Annotated in this window: 18 protein-coding genes; 7 read left to right on the forward strand and 11 right to left on the reverse strand. The window is 48.0% G+C overall.

The features are described from left to right. Window positions 1-31 precede the first annotated feature (31 nt). The 4 genes from gdh to gabT all read right to left on the reverse strand — a co-directional run bounded on the left by gdh (window position 32) and on the right by gabT (window position 4659). Complete coding sequence (gene gdh / locus Y79_RS0108280; RefSeq protein WP_016937245.1) at window positions 32-817, reverse strand: glucose 1-dehydrogenase; 786 nt, start codon at window positions 815-817, stop codon at window positions 32-34. 21 nt (window positions 818-838) lie between these two features. Then, window positions 839-1702, reverse strand: coding sequence for a RhaT/GlcU family sugar-proton symporter (locus Y79_RS0108285; protein WP_016937246.1), 864 nt, complete (start codon window positions 1700-1702; stop codon window positions 839-841). 155 nt (window positions 1703-1857) lie between these two features. After that, entirely contained in the window at window positions 1858-3246 is a 1389-nt protein-coding gene (gene gabD / locus Y79_RS0108295) for a succinate-semialdehyde dehydrogenase (RefSeq protein WP_016937248.1), read from the reverse strand. A gap of 105 nt (window positions 3247-3351) precedes the next feature. Continuing rightward, window positions 3352-4659 (reverse strand): 4-aminobutyrate--2-oxoglutarate transaminase, encoded by a 1308-nt coding sequence (gabT, locus tag Y79_RS0108300; RefSeq protein ID WP_016937249.1) that lies wholly within the window; start codon window positions 4657-4659, stop codon window positions 3352-3354. 109 nt (window positions 4660-4768) lie between these two features. On the opposite strand from gabT, the gene gabR reads away from it, so the two are divergent. After that, window positions 4769-6178 (forward strand): MocR-like transcriptional regulator GabR, encoded by a 1410-nt coding sequence (gene gabR, locus Y79_RS0108305; RefSeq protein WP_016937250.1) that lies wholly within the window; start codon window positions 4769-4771, stop codon window positions 6176-6178. 25 nt (window positions 6179-6203) lie between these two features. Here gabR and Y79_RS0108310 read toward each other — a convergent pair whose 3' ends face one another. After that, window positions 6204-6518: an ArsR/SmtB family transcription factor gene (locus tag Y79_RS0108310; RefSeq protein WP_003156322.1), complete on the reverse strand. Its 315-nt coding sequence runs from the start codon at window positions 6516-6518 to the stop codon at window positions 6204-6206. 141 nt (window positions 6519-6659) lie between these two features. On the opposite strand from Y79_RS0108310, the gene Y79_RS0108315 reads away from it, so the two are divergent. From Y79_RS0108315 to Y79_RS0108330, 4 genes are all read left to right on the forward strand, one after another. Beyond that, window positions 6660-6947, forward strand: a complete 288-nt coding sequence (locus Y79_RS0108315) for a putative quinol monooxygenase (protein ID WP_016937251.1) — start codon at window positions 6660-6662, stop codon at window positions 6945-6947. A gap of 16 nt (window positions 6948-6963) precedes the next feature. Further along, window positions 6964-7710, forward strand: a complete 747-nt coding sequence (gene nfsA / locus Y79_RS0108320; RefSeq protein ID WP_016937252.1) for an oxygen-insensitive NADPH nitroreductase — start codon at window positions 6964-6966, stop codon at window positions 7708-7710. Between the two features lie 160 nt (window positions 7711-7870). Next, window positions 7871-8746: a TetR/AcrR family transcriptional regulator gene (locus Y79_RS0108325; RefSeq protein WP_016937253.1), complete on the forward strand. Its 876-nt coding sequence runs from the start codon at window positions 7871-7873 to the stop codon at window positions 8744-8746. 17 nt (window positions 8747-8763) lie between these two features. After that, window positions 8764-10188, forward strand: coding sequence for an MDR family MFS transporter (locus Y79_RS0108330; RefSeq protein ID WP_016937254.1), 1425 nt, complete (start codon window positions 8764-8766; stop codon window positions 10186-10188). Between the two features lie 41 nt (window positions 10189-10229). Here the strand turns inward: Y79_RS0108330 and Y79_RS0108335 are convergent, their stop codons facing one another. From Y79_RS0108335 to Y79_RS0108350, 4 genes are read right to left on the reverse strand one after another with little or no spacing between them, the layout of a single operon-like run. Continuing rightward, window positions 10230-11174 carry a siderophore ABC transporter substrate-binding protein gene (locus Y79_RS0108335; RefSeq protein ID WP_016937255.1) on the reverse strand — a complete coding sequence of 315 codons (945 nt, stop codon included), beginning with the start codon at window positions 11172-11174 and terminating at the stop codon, window positions 10230-10232. A 21-nt stretch (window positions 11175-11195) separates the two neighbouring features. Next, window positions 11196-11954, reverse strand: coding sequence for an iron ABC transporter ATP-binding protein (locus Y79_RS0108340; protein WP_016937256.1), 759 nt, complete (start codon window positions 11952-11954; stop codon window positions 11196-11198). Further along, window positions 11948-12895 (reverse strand): iron chelate uptake ABC transporter family permease subunit, encoded by a 948-nt coding sequence (locus Y79_RS0108345; RefSeq protein WP_016937257.1) that lies wholly within the window; start codon window positions 12893-12895, stop codon window positions 11948-11950. Before Y79_RS0108345 ends, Y79_RS0108340 begins: the two co-directional genes overlap by 7 nt. Beyond that, entirely contained in the window at window positions 12885-13838 is a 954-nt protein-coding gene (locus Y79_RS0108350; RefSeq protein ID WP_016937258.1) for an ABC transporter permease, read from the reverse strand. The genes Y79_RS0108345 and Y79_RS0108350 overlap by 11 nt, the downstream gene beginning before the upstream one ends. Window positions 13839-14252: 414 nt before the next feature. On the opposite strand from Y79_RS0108350, the gene Y79_RS0108355 reads away from it, so the two are divergent. Both Y79_RS0108355 and Y79_RS1000000120780 read left to right on the forward strand, forming a co-directional pair. Beyond that, on the forward strand, window positions 14253-15617 hold the full coding sequence (locus Y79_RS0108355; RefSeq protein ID WP_016937259.1) for an aspartate kinase: 1365 nt from the start codon (window positions 14253-14255) through the stop codon (window positions 15615-15617). Window positions 15618-15713: 96 nt separating this feature from the next. Beyond that, window positions 15714-15812, forward strand: coding sequence for a YjcZ family sporulation protein (locus tag Y79_RS1000000120780; RefSeq protein WP_016937260.1), 99 nt, complete (start codon window positions 15714-15716; stop codon window positions 15810-15812). A gap of 141 nt (window positions 15813-15953) precedes the next feature. Here the strand turns inward: Y79_RS1000000120780 and phrC are convergent, their stop codons facing one another. Further along, complete coding sequence (phrC, locus tag Y79_RS0108360) at window positions 15954-16073, reverse strand: phosphatase RapC inhibitor PhrC (RefSeq protein ID WP_016937261.1); 120 nt, start codon at window positions 16071-16073, stop codon at window positions 15954-15956. Beyond that, window positions 16057-17205: a response regulator aspartate phosphatase gene (locus Y79_RS0108365; protein ID WP_016937262.1), complete on the reverse strand. Its 1149-nt coding sequence runs from the start codon at window positions 17203-17205 to the stop codon at window positions 16057-16059. The genes phrC and Y79_RS0108365 overlap by 17 nt, the downstream gene beginning before the upstream one ends. Between the last annotated feature and the right edge of the window lie 146 nt (window positions 17206-17351).

Here is a 17351-nt window from a genome sequence, read left to right on the forward strand (position 1 = left end):
GGCTCTAAAGAGCCTGAGATCGCTTTTTTTCTTATCCGCGGCCTGCCTGGAATGATGGATATTTGGTCATTCCGCCGTCAGCAAACAGCGTAATGCCGGTCACGTAGCTTGATTCCTTTGAAGCGAGCCAGACGGCGACGGCCGCGATTTCTTCCGGCTCACCGATATATCCCATCGGAATCATGCTTTCCACATCTTTTTTCTGGACGGGATCCGCGAATTTTTCCGCATTGATCGGCGTATTGATCGCGCCCGGTCCGATATTGTTAACACGGATGCGCTTCGGCGCGTACTCAAGCGCCAGCGTTTCCGTCATCAATTTAATGCCGCCTTTACTTGCCGCGTAGTGGACAAACAGCGGCCACGGAATCATTTCGTGCACGCTCGACATGTTAATGACGTTTCCTTGAATATCATTTTCTACGTAATATTTAATGGCTTCGCGGCTTCCCAGAAAAGCGCCGGTCAGATTGGTATTGATGACTTTGTTCCAGTCTTTTAACGGCATTTCATGCGACTGAACCGGGTTTTCCATGCCGGCGTTATTGATCATGATATCCAATGTGCCGAATTCTTTCACCGCGGTCTGGACGATGTTTTTCACATCTTCTTCTTTTGTGACGTCACCTTGAATGATGACTGCTTCACCGCCCGCTTTTTGAACCTCTTCTTTTACGGTTTGGGCCTCTTTTTCATTACTGTAGTAGTTAATGACGACTTTCGCCTGCTCCTGTCCGAAGCGGAGCGCCATTGCTTTTCCTAATCCTGATGATGCTCCCGTAATGGCTACGACTTTTCCTTTTAAATCCGTGTACATGTTCAAACCTCCTGCATGTTGTTATGAATTTGATTTTGCAATGCCTAAGAATATTGCGGCCACGATGATCAGGATAATCCCGATGGCAATGGCGACCAGCTGGCGCTTCGTTTTGCTCTCACGGAGGATGAAGATTCCGCCGAGCGTGCTGATGACGATTCCCATTTGAGACAGGGAAAAACTTGTCGCAACACCGACGCGCGGCTGTGAGATGAACAGAAACATATTCCCGAGCGCCCAGATGATTCCCGGCAGAATGTTCTTGAGGGCGTACTTATTAAACGGTTTATGCTTGTACGTCAGGAGCAGCCCGCCGATAACCATCCCGATCGCTTGCGGCAGAAGCGCTGACCAGCCGGATACGCCGAACAGCCGGGCCACGACGACATAGACCAAATAACCGAGCGTAGAGATCAGCAGGATGACAATGCCTTTTTTTAAGTTTCCCGGTTCTCCGTCCGCCCGCCCTTTTTTATCTTCTAAAGATGTGAGCACTATACCGACGATGATTAAAATAAGGGCGAGAATGCCCAGCGTAATCGCGATGGGGGTTGACCATTCTTTGAATACGATCACCCCGAATAAAGAAGTCGAGACGAGCTGCATTCCCGTTGATATCGGCATCGTTTTTGAAACGCCCATCAGCTGGATGCTTTTTAGCTGATTGCTTTGGCCGAGCGACCAAAACAGCCCCGATATGATGCCGACAATAAAAATGCGCCCGGACAGCACCGGGTGGACAAACAGATACAGCACAAACGAAACGATGAGCGCCCCGATTGTCGTACCCAGCGTCTGGCTGTAAGGCCCGCCGCCTAATTTGACGTTAAATAACACGATGCTCCCCCAAAACAAAGCCGGGAGAAGAGCCAGTAATATATCCATGATGGCGACCTTCTTTCAATCGTATTTGCTGTTATTTTGTCTGGAATTGAACCGATTATTCTCAAATCAGAACAAAAAAGCCTGCCGGCGATTTTACCGGCAGACTGCCCATTAAAAAAAGCCCCGCTCAGAAGCAGGGGATCTTTTTTTGACTATTAAAGTCCGATTGACATGTATTTGGTTTCCAGATACGGCTCAATGCCTTCCGTACCGCCTTCACGGCCGATGCCGCTTTCTTTCATTCCGCCGAACGGCGCTTGAACCGCTGACGGGCCGCCGTCATTCCAGCCGATGATGCCGTATTCAAGCTGTTCAGAAATATAGATGCCGCGGCGGTAGTTTTCTGTAAAGAAATAAGCCGCAAGCCCGAACGGCGTATCGTTCGCAAGCTTGATCGCTTCATCGATATCTGAGAACGTAACGATCGGCGCAACCGGGCCGAAAGTTTCTTCATGCATGATGTTCATGGATGTATCTACGTTTGACAGCACGGTCGGCGTCACGAAATAGCATCCTTTTTCATCGTTTTGGTCATATGTTCCGCCTGTCAGCACTTCTGCGCCTTTTTCCACGGCGTCATTAATTTGAGCGACGATTTTATCGAAGCCTTTTTTGTTGATGACTGGGCCGACGTTTACGCCTTTTTCAAGACCGTTTCCGACTTTGAGTTTCGCAGCTTCTTCACTCAGTTTTTTCGCAAACTCGTCTTTCACGGATTCGTGTACGATCAGACGGTTCGCACAGACGCAGGTTTGGCCGGCATTTCTGAATTTAGAGGCCATTGTTTGGGCTACCGCCAGATCAAGATCAGCGTCTTCATCTACGATCAGCGGCGCATGTCCGCCAAGCTCCATCGACATATGTTTTACGGTGTCGGCGCTGTTTTTCATCAGGATTTTGCCGACAGGCGTTGAGCCGGTAAAGGTAATTTTGCGGATTTTCGGGCTGCTGGTAAAGACGTTTCCGATTTCGGCTCCGTCACCGATCACCACTTGCAGCACGTCCTTCGGAATTCCCGCTTCATATGCGAGACGCGCAAGGGCGTAAGCGGAAAGCGGCGTATCCTCCGCGGGTTTGATGATGAACGTACAGCCTGCGGCCAAAGCGGGCGCGGCTTTTCTTGTAATCATCGCATTCGGGAAATTCCACGGCGTGATCGCGGCTACCGGGCCGACCGCCTGGCGGGTGACGATGATCCGTTTGCCCGTTGTCGGCGCAGGTACGGTTCTGCCGTAAATCCGTTTTGCTTCCTCGGCAAACCATTCAATATAGCCGGCGCCGTATAAAACTTCTCCGACCGCTTCTTCGTACGGTTTACCGTTTTCCTTCGTAATTAATTCCGCCAGTTCTTCTTTATTTTCAACAATCAGCTCATACCATTTTCTCAAAAGTGAGGCACGTTCTCCCGCTGATGTTTTGGACCATGATTGAAACGCTTGATGTGAACGTTCAATCGCTTTTTCAACTTCTTCGGCCGTCTGCTGGGGGATGCTTTCGATCGCCTCTCCCGTTGCCGGGTTGTACACTGTTAATTGTTCTGGCATATTGAACATTCCTTTCTCTGCTATAGTAAAGCCATTGAATGCTTGTTGATATATCTCACACTTTCATGATAGCAGACCCATCCGCCGGCATACCAATAATTGAACTCACAGAGCTGCTTCGATAATGGAAAGGCCTTCTTTGAGCTGTTCATCCGTCACGACAAGCGGCGTCAGAAATCTGATAATATTGCCGTTAATCCCCGCCGTCAGCAGCAGCAGTCCGTTCTCATTCGCCGTTTTAGCGATCGCCGCGGCTTTTGCTTTGTCCGGTTCCCGCGTGTCCGGATCTTTGACAATTTCGATGGCCGCCATCGCGCCGAGTCTGCGCGCTTCTCCGATGCAGGCATGCTCTTTTTTCCACTCGAGCGCTTGATGCTCAATGATGCGGCCGATCTCTTCAGAACGCTGATTAAGTCCTTCTTCTTCAATAATATCCAGGACGGCAAGCGCAGCCGCACAGCCGAGCGGGCTTCCCGCATATGTGCCACCGAGTTCCCCCGGCGCGGCGGCATCAAGCATTTCCGCCCGGCCGATGACGCCGCTCAGCGGCAATCCGGCTGCAAGTGATTTGGACACGGTGATCAAATCAGGGACGGCCCCGAAATGCTCGATTGCAAAATACGTTCCCGTTCTCGCAAAACCGGTCTGAATCTCATCCGCTACAAAAACGATGCCATGTTTTTTACAAAAAGCGGCGACGTGCTGCACGAAACGTTTTGAAGGAATGATGAAACCGCCTTCTCCCTGAACCGGTTCCATTACGACACAAGCGACCGTTTCCGGCGCAACTGCAGCGATAAAGAAATCATCAAAAGCGCTGATGATAAAGTCGTCATACTGCTCGTCAGTCATGCCGGCCGGCTTTTGATAATAGTAAGGAAACGGCGCCTGATACACTTCCGGGGCAAACGGGCCGAATCCGTATTTATAAGGTTTCACCTTGCTTGTCATGCTCATCGTCATGTTCGTACGGCCGTGAAACCCTCTTGTAAATGACACGACAGCCTGGCGCTTCGTATATTTTCTGGCGATTTTCACGGCGTTTTCGACCGCTTCCGCTCCGGAGTTGAGAAAAATCGCTTTTTTCGCATGATCTCCCGGCGCAAGGGCGCAAAGTTTTTCGGCAAGCTCAATATAAGACGGATACATCATGACGTTAAATCCCGGGTGAATCAGATCCTCCGCCTGTTTCTTCACCGCCTCCACCACTTTTGGATGGGAATGGCCGACATTCAGCGTTCCGATCGCTCCGGCAAAATCAATGAATCGTCTGCCGTCCAAATCGTATAAAAGCGCCCCTTCCCCTTTTACCGCCATGCTGCGGTTTCCGTTGCCGACCCCTTTGGAAACGAATTGATCCCGTTTTTGCTGCCACTGGGCAGTTGTCACTTCCGTTGATGCTGTTTGACTCATAGATTTCATCCCCCTGCATTGTTTTCTTATCATTCTGACTTCTTTTTGGTATGATGAAAAGTACCAAAATCAATTTATCTATGGTACCAGAAAGGGGGTCATGGTCTTTATGCTGACAATTTCCATTGATCATTCGGAAACGGCGGATTATATATACCAGCAGATCTATCAGCACATAAAAGCGGCCGTTTTGAAGCGCAGCCTGATGCCTCACACAAAGGTGCCGTCTAAACGGGAGCTTGCCGAGACACTGAAGGTCAGCGTGAATTCAGTGAATACGGCTTATCAGCAGCTGCTTTCGGAAGGTTATTTATATGCAGTCGAAAGAAAAGGTTTTTTCGTGGAGGAAATTGATACGGTATATCATGAAGAAACGCCTTCACTCTCATTGCCTGAAGATTTAAAAGAGCGGGAGACGGATAAAAGCGGCTGGATTTCATTTTCACATATGAGCGTGGATACGGCGCATTTCCCCCTGAAAAGCTGGTTCCGCTGTGAGCATAAAGCAGCCGCCCGTTCATTTCATACACTCGGAGAACTCGTCCACCCGCAAGGCTTATATGAAGTCCGCGAAACGATTTCGAGGCTTATTTCTCTGACAAGGGGCGTTACATGCCGTCCGGAACAAATCGTGCTCGGGGCGGGCACGCAAATGCTGATGCAGCTGCTGACGGAACTGCTGCCAAAAGACGCGCTGTACGCGATGGAGAACCCGGGATATATGAGGATGTACCGGCTGCTGCAAAACCTCGGGAAAAAGACGGCCACGATCAGCCTCGATGAAAAAGGCATGTCCATGGCCGAAATCGAAAGGCGCCGGCCCAGTGTATTGATCACCACGCCGTCCCATCAATTTCCCTCAGGCGTAATCATGCCCGCTTCCCGGCGGATTCAGCTTTTAAACTGGGCCGCCGAACAGAACGGCCGCTTCATTATTGAGGATGACTATGACAGTGAATTTAAATATGACGCCGACACGATCCCTGCGCTTCAAAGCCTTGACCGGTTTCAAAATGTCATCTACATGGGGACCTTTTCAAAGTCCCTTTTCCCCGGCCTGCGCATCAGCTACATGGTTCTGCCGCCCGGGCTTTTGCGGACGTTTAAAGAGAGAACGTATGACCTTAATACGTGCAGCACGCTTGCTCAGCTGGCGCTTAAAGAATTTATCGATTCAGGTGAATATCAGAAACATATAAAAAAGATGAAGCAGCATTATAAGAACATGCGGGAGCGCCTTATTTCGGCTTTGGAAGAAACCTTCGGGGAAAGAATCCATGTAAAGGGCGCCAATGCCGGGCTTCATTTTGTCACGGAGTTTGACTGCGCCCGTTCAGAAAAAGAAATGTTGGCGCGGGCGGATGCAGAACAGCTTGATCTGTTTGCGATGAGCCGGTTCCGCCTGAAAACGGGAGGCGATTCAAATAAGCCGCAGCTCATTCTCGGCTTCGCCCGCCTGAAGGAGAGCGATATTCAGGAAGGCGTCGCAAGGCTTTACCGGACGGTTTTCGGCGCATAAAAAAACCCCGAAATTCGGGGACTATTTACCAGCGGTCCGGCTCTGTCTGCAAAATCGCCTCCAGCAGGCCGGGAAACGCCGCTTGTAAATCATCTTTGCGCAGGGAATAATAACGGTGCTTCCCGTCTATGCGCACTTGGGCGATCCCCGCTTCCCGGAGCACTTTAAAGTGATGGGACAGCGTTGATTTGGCGACCCGGACATCCGCACATGTGCCGCACGTTTTTTCAGTTGTTTCCGCCAATTGTTTGACCAGCTCTAAGCGGAGCGGATCACTCAGAGCATGAAGAACCTTTGTCAGCTGTAAGCGGTCGGTTTCAGGATGATTTGGAATGTTCATGAGTCAAATGTAACACATAAAAGCGGCGGGTGACAATTTAGGCGGTGAGGGTTTTTTCTTTACCATTCACTGCGAAACATGTTACAGTTAGTTCGATAATATTCGAACTATAACAAATAAACCCAATCAGGAGGAATAACAATGATCGTCTTACAGGCTTACATGAAAGTAAAAGCGGATAAACGCGAGGAATTTTTAGGAGAAGCACAATCACTTGTTCAGCATTCACGTGCGGAAGAAGGAAATGTGCAATACGACCTTTTCGAAAAAATCGGTGAAGAAAATACGTTCGTCATGCTTGAACAATGGAAAGATGAAGAAGCGATGAAATCCCACAACGCCACTGACCATTTCCAAGGATTCGTGGCAAAAGCAAAAGAAGTGCTGAGTGCGCCGCTTGATGTCGTCCGCACAGAGCTGTCAGAGTAACGAAAGGATGAATAACATGAACGAAGTCCTTCAAATATTAACAGACCACCGTTCCATCCGCAGCTACACAGATGAACCCGTATCGGATGAGCAGCTGGATCTTATCATCCAAGCAACTCAGGCAGCGCCGACTTCCATTAACGGCCAGCAATTTACTGTTATTGCGGTGAAAGATAAGGAGCGGAAGAAAAAAATATCCGAATTGGCCGGCGGCCAGCCGTGGATTGACCAAGCGCCTGTTTTCCTTTTATTCTGCGCTGATTTTAACCGCGCCAAAATTGCGCTTGAAGAATATAATGATACACCGCTTGAGATCACGAACGGTTTAGAGTCCGTTCTAGTCGGAGCCGTAGATGTCGGGATTGCGCTCGGTACGGCAACGGCTGCGGCTGAATCAATGGGACTCGGCACTGTGCCGATCGGCGCCGTGCGCGGCAAGCCTGACGAACTCATTGAATTGCTGAAACTTCCGAAATACGTTTTCCCGGTTTCCGGTCTCGTCATCGGCCATCCGGCAGACCGCTCCGCGAAAAAACCGCGTCTGCCGCAAGCAGCCGTTCTGCATCATGAAACGTATCAAGAAGAAGATTTAAGAACCCATATCGAGGCCTATGACAAGCAGATGTCCGAATACATGAAAAAACGCACCGACGGACAGGAAACAAGAAACTGGTCACAAGGCATCACTTCCTACTATAAGCAGGTTTATTATCCTCACATTCGTGAAATGCTTGAAAAACAAGGATTTAAGACGGATAAATAAACGTATCAGCCTGCCGGAACACTCCGGCAGGTTTTTTCTATTTCTCAAACAAAAGCGTTGACACTGCGCAAAAATTTTTGTTAATATTTTCATCATATACTCATTGGTTTTCTGTGAACCGATGGGTTTTCTATTGTGACGAAAGAAGGAATCTGGGCTTATGAATGATAAGAAAACGGATATTCTGCTGGCGGCAAGAAAGCTTTTTTCGGGGAAAAGCTTTTCGTCGGTATCGATGCAGGCGATTGCTGAGGAGTGCAAAGTCTCCAAAGCATCTTTATATAAGCTGTTTGAATCGAAGGAAGACCTGCTTCTGGAGCTGCTCGATTTTAACCAGAAACAGATGGTAGCGGCCGCTTCACTATTGAATGAAGAAACAAGCCTGTCTCCTGAGGAACGGTTTGCCAAAAAACTGATGGCTGAGCTTGAAGGCTTCAGGCGCAATCAGCAGTTTTTTAATATGCTGATGTACGGAAGCCCTTCCTCTATTAATGACCGGGTAAAACGGCATATTCACAGGGCCCGTTCCACTTTTATCTGCTGGCATCGCGATTCACTGATTCAGACGTACGGCGAAGACATCATTCCTTATGTATGGGAGCTGGTGATTGTCCTGCAGGGGCTCCTGAGAGAATGCATCACGCTGATTAAGCTGGAAAAAGAACCGCTCGACCTGGAACCTCTCACGGAGTTTATCATCCGCCATCTCAATCTCATCGTCGAAAACAGGAAAACCGAAACCGCTTTGCCGCAGGAGATGATTGACCTTTATATCGCCTCCGCTTCCTCATTTGAGCCGAAAGACAAAACCGTATTGCTGGCTGAAAGCCTGAAGGAGCTGAAAGAAGCCGTCTCAGCCCTTCCTGAGGAGAAATATGATGCCGCGGGTTTCGCTTCCGCGGCGGCCATGCTGGAGAAAGAATCAGCGGACAAACAGCCGCGGGATTTTCTCATAAAAGCGCTCATCGGTTATTTGGAACAGGCCGGACCGCTGCACCAGCCGCTTGCAGCCGTTAAAACATTGCTCAAACTATAAAGAAAGAAGGAATCAGCTTGAATAAGAGTATTATAACTGCACCATACAACCGCTCTGTCATTGTCGGGATTCTTTTGGCGGGAGCGTTCGTCGCCATTTTGAACCAGACGCTGCTTATTACGGCGCTGCCGCACATTATGAATGACTTCAATATAGACGCCAACAAAGCGCAATGGCTGACAACATCGTTTATGCTGACGAACGGGATTTTAATCCCGATTACCGCGTTTTTAATAGAGAAATTTACGAGCCGTACCCTCTTGATTTCCGCCATGAGTATTTTCACGGCCGGAACCATTGTCGGTGCATTCGCTCCGAACTTTCCGGTATTGTTAACGGCCCGGATTATCCAGGCGGCCGGCGCCGGAATCATGCTGCCGCTCATGCAGACGGTATTTCTCACGATTTTCCCGATTGAAAAGCGCGGCCGCGCAATGGGTATGGTCGGCTTGGTGATCTCGTTCGCGCCGGCAATCGGCCCGACGCTTTCCGGATGGGCGGTCGAAGCATTCTCTTGGCGCTCTTTGTTTTATATCATCTTTCCGATCGCGGTCATCGATTTGCTTTTAGCGATTATTCTGATGAAAAACGTCACGACATTACGAGAAACACAGATTGATATTTTATCCGTGATCTTATCGACCCTCGGATTCGGCGGCCTGCTTTACGGCTTCTCAAGCGCCGGTTCATCAGGGTGGACCAGTACTGAAGTGCTGACCTCGCTGCTTGTCGGAGCGGTCGCGCTGATTTTCTTTATCTCAAGACAGATGAAGCTCAAAAAACCGATGCTGGAATTCCGCGTGTTTTCCTTCGGGATTTTCAGCCTGACCACCCTGCTCGGCACGCTTGTTTTCGCGCTGCTGATCGGAACGGAAACCATTCTCCCGCTCTACACGCAGAAGGTCCGGGGCGTATCCGCGTTTGATACCGGATTAATGCTTTTGCCGGGCGCGGTTGTGATGGGGATGATGTCTCCGTTTATCGGCCGGATTTTTGACAAAATCGGCGGAAAGGGCCTTGCGATGACCGGATTCTTTATCATCCTGCTCACGTCCCTGCCGTTTATGAATCTGACGGACTCGACTTCTCTCATTTGGATTGTCGTCGTTTATACCGCGCGGCTTTTGGGAACAGCCATGATTATGATGCCGGTGACGACAGCGGGAATCAACGCCCTGCCGCGCCACTTAATTCCGCACGGCACAGCCATGAACAATACCGTCCGCCAAATCGGCGGTTCCATCGGTACGGCGCTGCTTGTTTCCATTATGAGCAGCCAGGCTGCGCACGCAAATACGTCAGCTCCGGCAAACGCCGCCCTGCACGGCATGAATGCGGCATTTGTCGTAGCCGCCTGCATCGCGCTGGCCGGCTTCCTGCTATCTTTCACTTTGAAGAAAAAACCGCGTCAGCCTGAGCGGCAGCAGGCCGTCACGCGTTAAACCAAAAAGAACCCGATCACGTATGTGACCGGGTTCTTTTTTTACTTCTCGATTCCGTCTTTTACTTCTTTCACCATTTGCGCCATGGATTCCAGGCCGCCTCCTGATAAATACCATGTAGCTGAGTCAAGGTAGACAACATGGTTGTTTTTCACGGCTTTCACCGATTTCACATAATCATTTTCAACCACTTGTTTTGTTGAAGATTTTGTGCCGATCGCTGTTCCGCGGTCAACGACAAACATGTAATCAGGGTTTGTTTTGGCGATATATTCATAGGAAATGCTTTGTCCGTGCAGTGAGGCTTCGATGTTTTTGTCAGCCGGTTTAACGCCGAACACATCATGAATGAAGCCGTATCTTGATTTAGATCCGAACGCGCTGATTTTGCCGTCGTTCGCCATCACCACTAAACCGTTTTTATCCGTGCTGCTTGTCTTTTTCTTCAGATCGGCAATGGACTTGTCAATTTTCGCAAGCTTATCTTTCACTTCATTTTCTTTGTTAAAGATTTTGCCGATCACTTCGGTGTTGTGTTTGAATCTGTCAACGTAGTTTGTATAGTCATCATCAAGATAAATCGTCGGCGCGATTTTTGAGAACTCTTTATAAGAATCAGATTGTCTGTGGGCGATAATGATTAAATCCGGATCAATATCTGCGACTTTTTCAAAATCCGGTTCTTTTAAACCGCCTGTATTGGCGTATTTATCACTATTGTATGAAGATAAGTATTTTGGAAGGTTTTGTTTCGGAAGTCCCGCCACATGGTCCTGTAAACCGAGTTCATCCATCGTGTCCAGCATTCCGAAGTTGAATACGACGACTTTTTTCGGGTTCTTCGGCACTTTGACTCCTTCTTTGTTCATGTCGTCCTTAATCGTGATCATTTCTTTTGATTTGCCGGATGTTTTGTCCCCGTTTCCGCATGCAGAAACAACAAAAATCGTAACTAGCGCAATGAATAGCAATGCGAATTTTTTCATGTCTCTCACCTCATCTGGTTTTTAAGAAAAATACACACCGATCCGCTGACTGTCAATCTCTTGAATCGGAATGGTCATATCATAAATGTCTTCAAGCACGGAAGTGTCAATAATCTCCTCCGCCGGCCCTTCTTTGACGATCCGGCCGTTTTTCAGAGCAACGATATGGTCTGAGTATACGGAAGCGAAGTTGATATCGTGAATCACTACGACGACCGTTTTTCCGAAGTCTTCCACAAGCCGCTTCAACAGCTTCATCATTTCAACGGAATGCTTCATATCTAAATTGTTCAGCGGCTCATCGAGAAAAATATAATCCGTATCCTGAGCGATAATCATCGCGATAAACGCCCTCTGGCACTGTCCTCCGCTGAGCTGATCGAGATATTTATCCTTTAAGTCGTCAAGCTTCATATAACTGAGAGCCTGGTTGATGTGCACCCAATCCTCATCCGTCAGTTTCCCCTGGGAATACGGAAATCGGCCGAAGCTGACCAAGTCTTTAATCGTCAGCCTGATATTGATTTGGTTCGTCTGTTTCAGGATGCTGATTTTTTTCGCCAGCTCATTGCTTTTGCAGGAACCGATCTCTTGCCCGTCAACCGTGATTTCTCCGGAATCCGTCTTAATCAGCCGGCTCATGATAGACAGCAGCGTGCTTTTTCCCGCGCCGTTCGGACCGATAAACGAGGTCAGCCTGCCCTTTTGAATGGAAAGAGACGTTTTCTCAAGGACGACTTTCCCGCCGTATTGTTTGCTTACATTTTTGACCTCTACCATGATTTATTCTCCTTTAACAGCAGATAGATAAAATAAATCCCGCCGGCAAAATTAATGATGACGCTCAGCGTCGTGGAAAACGTGAACACTTTTTCCACGACGAACTGGCCTCCGACAAGCGCAATGATGCTGATCAGAACAGACCCCGCGATTAAATACGTGTGCCTGAAGGTTTTTAAAAACTCTCTCGCCAGATTGACGACAAGCAGCCCTAAAAACATAATCGGCCCGACAAGAGCCGTAGAGACAGACACAAGAACAGCGACAACAATGAGCATCTGCTTCACAAGCTTATCGTAATCAATCCCAAGGTTGACGGCGTGTTCCCTGCCAAGCGACAGCACGTCAAAAAACCGTGTGAACCGCCAGACATAAAAGCCTGTCAGAAGAAAGACGGCACCGGCAAATCCTAAAAGATCGGTGTTGATATTGTTAAAGCTGGCAAACATTTTGTCCTGAACAACCTGAAACTCATTCGGATCAATCAGCATCTGCATAAATGATGACAGACTGTTGAACAGCGTGCCGAACACGACGCCGACAAGCAGAAGGAAAAACACGTTCCGCCCCTCGCCTTTAAACATGAGCTGATACAATACGAGTGACAAGAGCACCATCAGCCCGACGGAAATGACGAAATTAAGGTTTTTGTTCATCATGACGATATTCATTGAACCGAACAGGAACACGATAACGGTCTGAATGAGCATATACAGGGAATCGAGGCCTAGAATGCCCGGTGTCAGTATGCGGTTATTTGTAATCGTCTGGAAGATGACCGTTGAAAATGCGATCGCTCCCCCGGTGAGCATCATGGCGAGCACTTTGAAGCACCGTCTCGGCAGGGAGTATTCCCAGTTGCCCAGCCCGTAGAACAAAAAGAATCCGATACATATCATGGCGAGTGCCGCCAGCAGCGTAATTTTTTTATTATGACTCATATGCTTTTCTCCTTAGCAGCATATACAGGAAGATGCCGCTGCCGATAACACCGACCATCAGGCCGATGGAAATTTCGTAAGGGAAGATGATCACCCTTCCCAAAATGTCGCAAAACAGCACAAAAACAGCGCCCAGGAGAGCTGTGTGGGGCAGACTGCTCCTCAGGTTGTCCCCTTTGTAGATCGACACGATATTGGGAATGATCAGACCGAGAAACGGCAGCATCCCGACGGTCAGAATCACAAGTGACGCGATGAGCGACACGATAATCAGACCGATATTGACGACGCGTTTGTATTTCAGGCCGAGATTGACGGAAAAGCTCTCTCCCATTCCCGCCACCGTAAATTTATCCGCATAGACATAAGCGATGATCACCAGCGGGATACTCAGATATAAAAGCTCGTACCGGCCTTTGACGACCAATGAGAAATCCCCCTGCAGCCAGGACGACAGGTTTTGGATCAGATCGTATTTATACGCGATAAACGTGGCGACTGAACTGACGATATTCCCAAGCATTAAACCGACGAGAGGAATAAAAATCGCATCATTGAACTTGATTCTCTCGAGGATTTTCATGAACAGGAAATTTCCCGCCAATGCGAAAATAAAAGCGATAGACATTTTCACAAGCGGACTCGCTGACGTAAAAAGCATTAATGAAATCAAAATCCCGAGCCTTGCCCAGTCCATCGTTCCCGCAGTCGTCGGCGATACAAATTTATTTCGGCTGATCTGCTGCATGATTAATCCGCAGATGCTCAGGCTCATGCCGGCAATGATAATGCTCACCAAACGCGGCAGCCGGCTGTCAAATAATGTACTTGCCTGTTCTTTATTTAAATGAAAAATATCCAGCGGCGACAAGTCTTCTACACCGATAAAAATAGAAGTACACGCCAATACCGCCAGTAGCAAAAGTAAGTAACGTAGCTTCATGCTGCCTCCCCGCACCCATCACAAACGGTATGACTCATTGCCAAACAACTCCCATATATCCCCACTCGTAATGATTATCATTATCAACGACAATTATAATCTTATCATCTTTCCAAGCGCAGTCAATACGGTTTTGCTTTTCAAAGCGGTCATCCGCGGGCCGTACACTAAATTCTTTTACAATCAGTCTATCAAGAATTTTCAGGATTTACTATAACCTTCATTTGGCTGCTTATCATTTTTTGCACAGGATGACACACTTTAAGGAAGCAAATCTGACAAACAGCGACGAAATTCCTCCCGGAGAATACAAATGTTCTTACCAAGTAGAAAAAACCCTTGATTTACCTCTTTGAAAGAGAGATAATAAAATTTAAATTTGTGAGAAAATTTAAATATTAGGGGATGTAAATCATGAAAGTTGTAAAATTCGGAGGCAGCTCCCTTGCGTCAGGAGCCCAGCTTGAGAAAGTGTTTCAAATCGTGACGGCCGATCCCGCGCGGAAAGCCGTCGTTGTATCGGCGCCGGGAAAACGCTTCTCGGACGATACAAAGGTGACGGATCTGTTAATCCGGTGTGCGGAGCATTATTTGCAAAAAGGAGCGGCGCCTGAGCTTGCCGAAGCGGTCATTGAGCGGTACGCCGCCATCGCGCGCGAGCTGGATCTCGATCCCTCTATTATAGAAAGAATCCGCCGTGACTTATTCGCTCTCTTAAACAGCAGCAAAGCCAATCCCGATCAGTATATGGATGCGGTGAAAGCGAGCGGCGAGGACAATAACGCGAAGCTGATTGCGGCCTACTTCCGCAGGCGGGGCGTGAAAGCCGAATACGTAAGCCCGAAAGAAGCGGGGCTGTTTGTGACGAATGAACCCGGCAGCGCACAGGTGCTCCCTGAGTCTTATGATCATTTGTACCGTCTGAGAAACCGTGAAGGCTTGATCATTTTTCCTGGTTTTTTCGGCTATACGAAGGAGCATGAGATTGTGACGTTTTCCCGGAGCGGTTCAGATATTACCGGCTCCATTCTCGCCAACGGCTTAAAGGCCGACCTGTACGAAAACTTTACCGATGTGGACGCCGTCTATTCCGTCAACCCGTCGATCGTGCAGCACCCGAAAGAAATTAACGAACTGACGTATCGGGAAATGCGTGAACTCTCCTATGCCGGGTTTTCCGTTTTTCATGATGAAGCGCTGATTCCCGCTTTTCGGGCCGGCATCCCCGTTCAGATTAAAAACACGAATAATCCTGATGCGAAAGGAACGCGCGTCGTCAGCAGCCGTGACAATACGAACGGGCCTGTCATCGGCATCGCAAGCGACACGGGCTTTTGCAGCATCTACATAAGCAAATATTTAATGAACCGGGAAATCGGTTTCGGCCGCAAAGCCCTTCACATTTTGGAGGAAGAAGGATTGACGTATGAGCACGTTCCATCTGGGATTGACGATATCACAATCATCCTTCGGCACAATCAGATGGACTTAGAGCTGGAACAGAAGCTCGTCACCCGTCTGAAGCAGGAACTTCAAGCAGATGAAGTCACCGTCAGGCACAATCTGGCGCTGATTATGGTAGTGGGCGAAGCGATGCGCCAAAATGTCGGCACAACCGCCAGGGCATCCAAAGCACTGTCGGGAGCCGGCGTCAACATCGAGATGATCAATCAGGGATCATCGGAAGTCAGCATGATGTTCGGGGTGAAAGAAGAACAGGAAAAACACGCGGTGCGGGCACTGTATGACGAATTTTTCGCCGGGGTCTTACTCTCATAGGGCACAGCCTCTTTTTTTCTCTTGTCCACTACTATCCCTTACAAAACAGTTTCTGAAACATATTGTATGGTATAGACAATATGGAGGTGAAGCATAATGGGATACTCAGGAGAAGGAATTAGCTCTTTCGCTTTGATCGTTGTTTTATTTATCCTGTTAGTAATTGTAGGTACTGCCTTTGTTGGCGGTTTCTAAGCATCACTCCGTCTATATGAGGACGCTGCGGGTTTTGACCTGCGGCGTTTTCTTTTTTTCTTTGAGCCGCTTCCGTACGCAAAAAAAGACTGCCGAGAACATTCTCTGGCAGTCTTTTCTTTTGTTCAGGTTATTTTCTTCTCACGTCATTCCTCTTTCAGTTACATGGAAGTCAGCCTGATCTGTCTGGCCTGCACCTGCAACTGTAAAAATCGCGGCGGCTGCTAAACAAATAACAAACCATTTAGATTTCAATTTCATACAAACCCTCACTCCTTTGTATTTGTTTTCTTGCCTCTTCGACTTTCAGAAAATAGTCAGAAGAAATTTTAAAGCAATTTTGTTCATAGTAATATTTAGCTGCTTCTAGTGCTAAATCCTCTATATCGGCGTACAAATTTTTATTCTCCAGGTAACGGAAACATGCGCTGATTTTTTCCTCATCCGGTTTCGCCTGATACAGAGCCTGCAGCCATTCGAATTTTACCGTGTAAACGGGATCGTCTGTTTCTTTAGCATATTCATATCCCCGCTTGTGATATTCCGACGCTTTATCTTTTTTTCCGAGTTTAAAGTAAATGAGTGTGATTAGAAAATATGCTTGAGGAAGAGAATTGACGATTCTTTGTGATTCAAATGTATCAACCGCCCGTTCAAAGTACGGAATCGCTTCGTCGGTGCGGTCCTGATTGTAGTAGCACAGTCCGAGGTTATACAGCGCCCTCCCGACAAGCTGCGCTTTTTGTTCTTTTTCAGCCATTTGCAGAGCGTGCTGAAAATGTTTGGCCGCCTGTTCAAAACGTCTTTCATCCATTAAATTGACGCCGAACACAAAATGGCATTGAATGATCCGGACGTTGTATGTGTCCTGCTCTACGTAAATTTCATAAGCATTCTTTATATGTATCAAAGAAAAATACGTTTGTTTCATATGATAATAAGCTTCGGCCACCTTAAAATAAAACTCTGCCCGCTCCACGTGGTCCGATACGAAGGCCAGTTTTTTCTCAGCCTGTTTATAATACGTAATCGCTGATATAAATTCTCTTTTATCAAATTCAAACATGCCTTTGAAAAAGTTGACGTAATAATCGAGAAGCCCTTTGAGGCCGGCCTGGCTGTTATCAATGTTATCAAGAATTTCCGACAGGGTCGGCTGGTCTTCTATCTTCAGTTTTTCCAGCGGCTCCAAGTAGTCCAGCATCAGCTGATGGCGAAATTCCATGAGGGAATAATAAAGCACCAAGTTCGAATCAGGCTCCATATGGTCAAGCTCTTGTTTGATCTCGGCCTTCAAGATCTCCGCATCCGGCACGCTGAATGTTCTTATGTATCGATACCACTCGTTAATCTTCTGCCCGACTGCTGAAGAAGGAATTAACCCGCTCTTCATTCCTTCACCCTCCCCATCCAAGACCTGTTTACCAGTTATTTTATCACGTTTCCGTGTCTTTCCATCCCGAAAAACACGCAAACTTTGTTTCGGCAGAGCGCAATTTTGCGCAGTGAAGATGAAACAGCCGGCAGCCAAACAGGACT

The sequence above is a fragment of the Bacillus siamensis KCTC 13613 genome (assembly GCF_000262045.1).
GTDB lineage: Bacteria > Bacillota > Bacilli > Bacillales > Bacillaceae > Bacillus > Bacillus siamensis.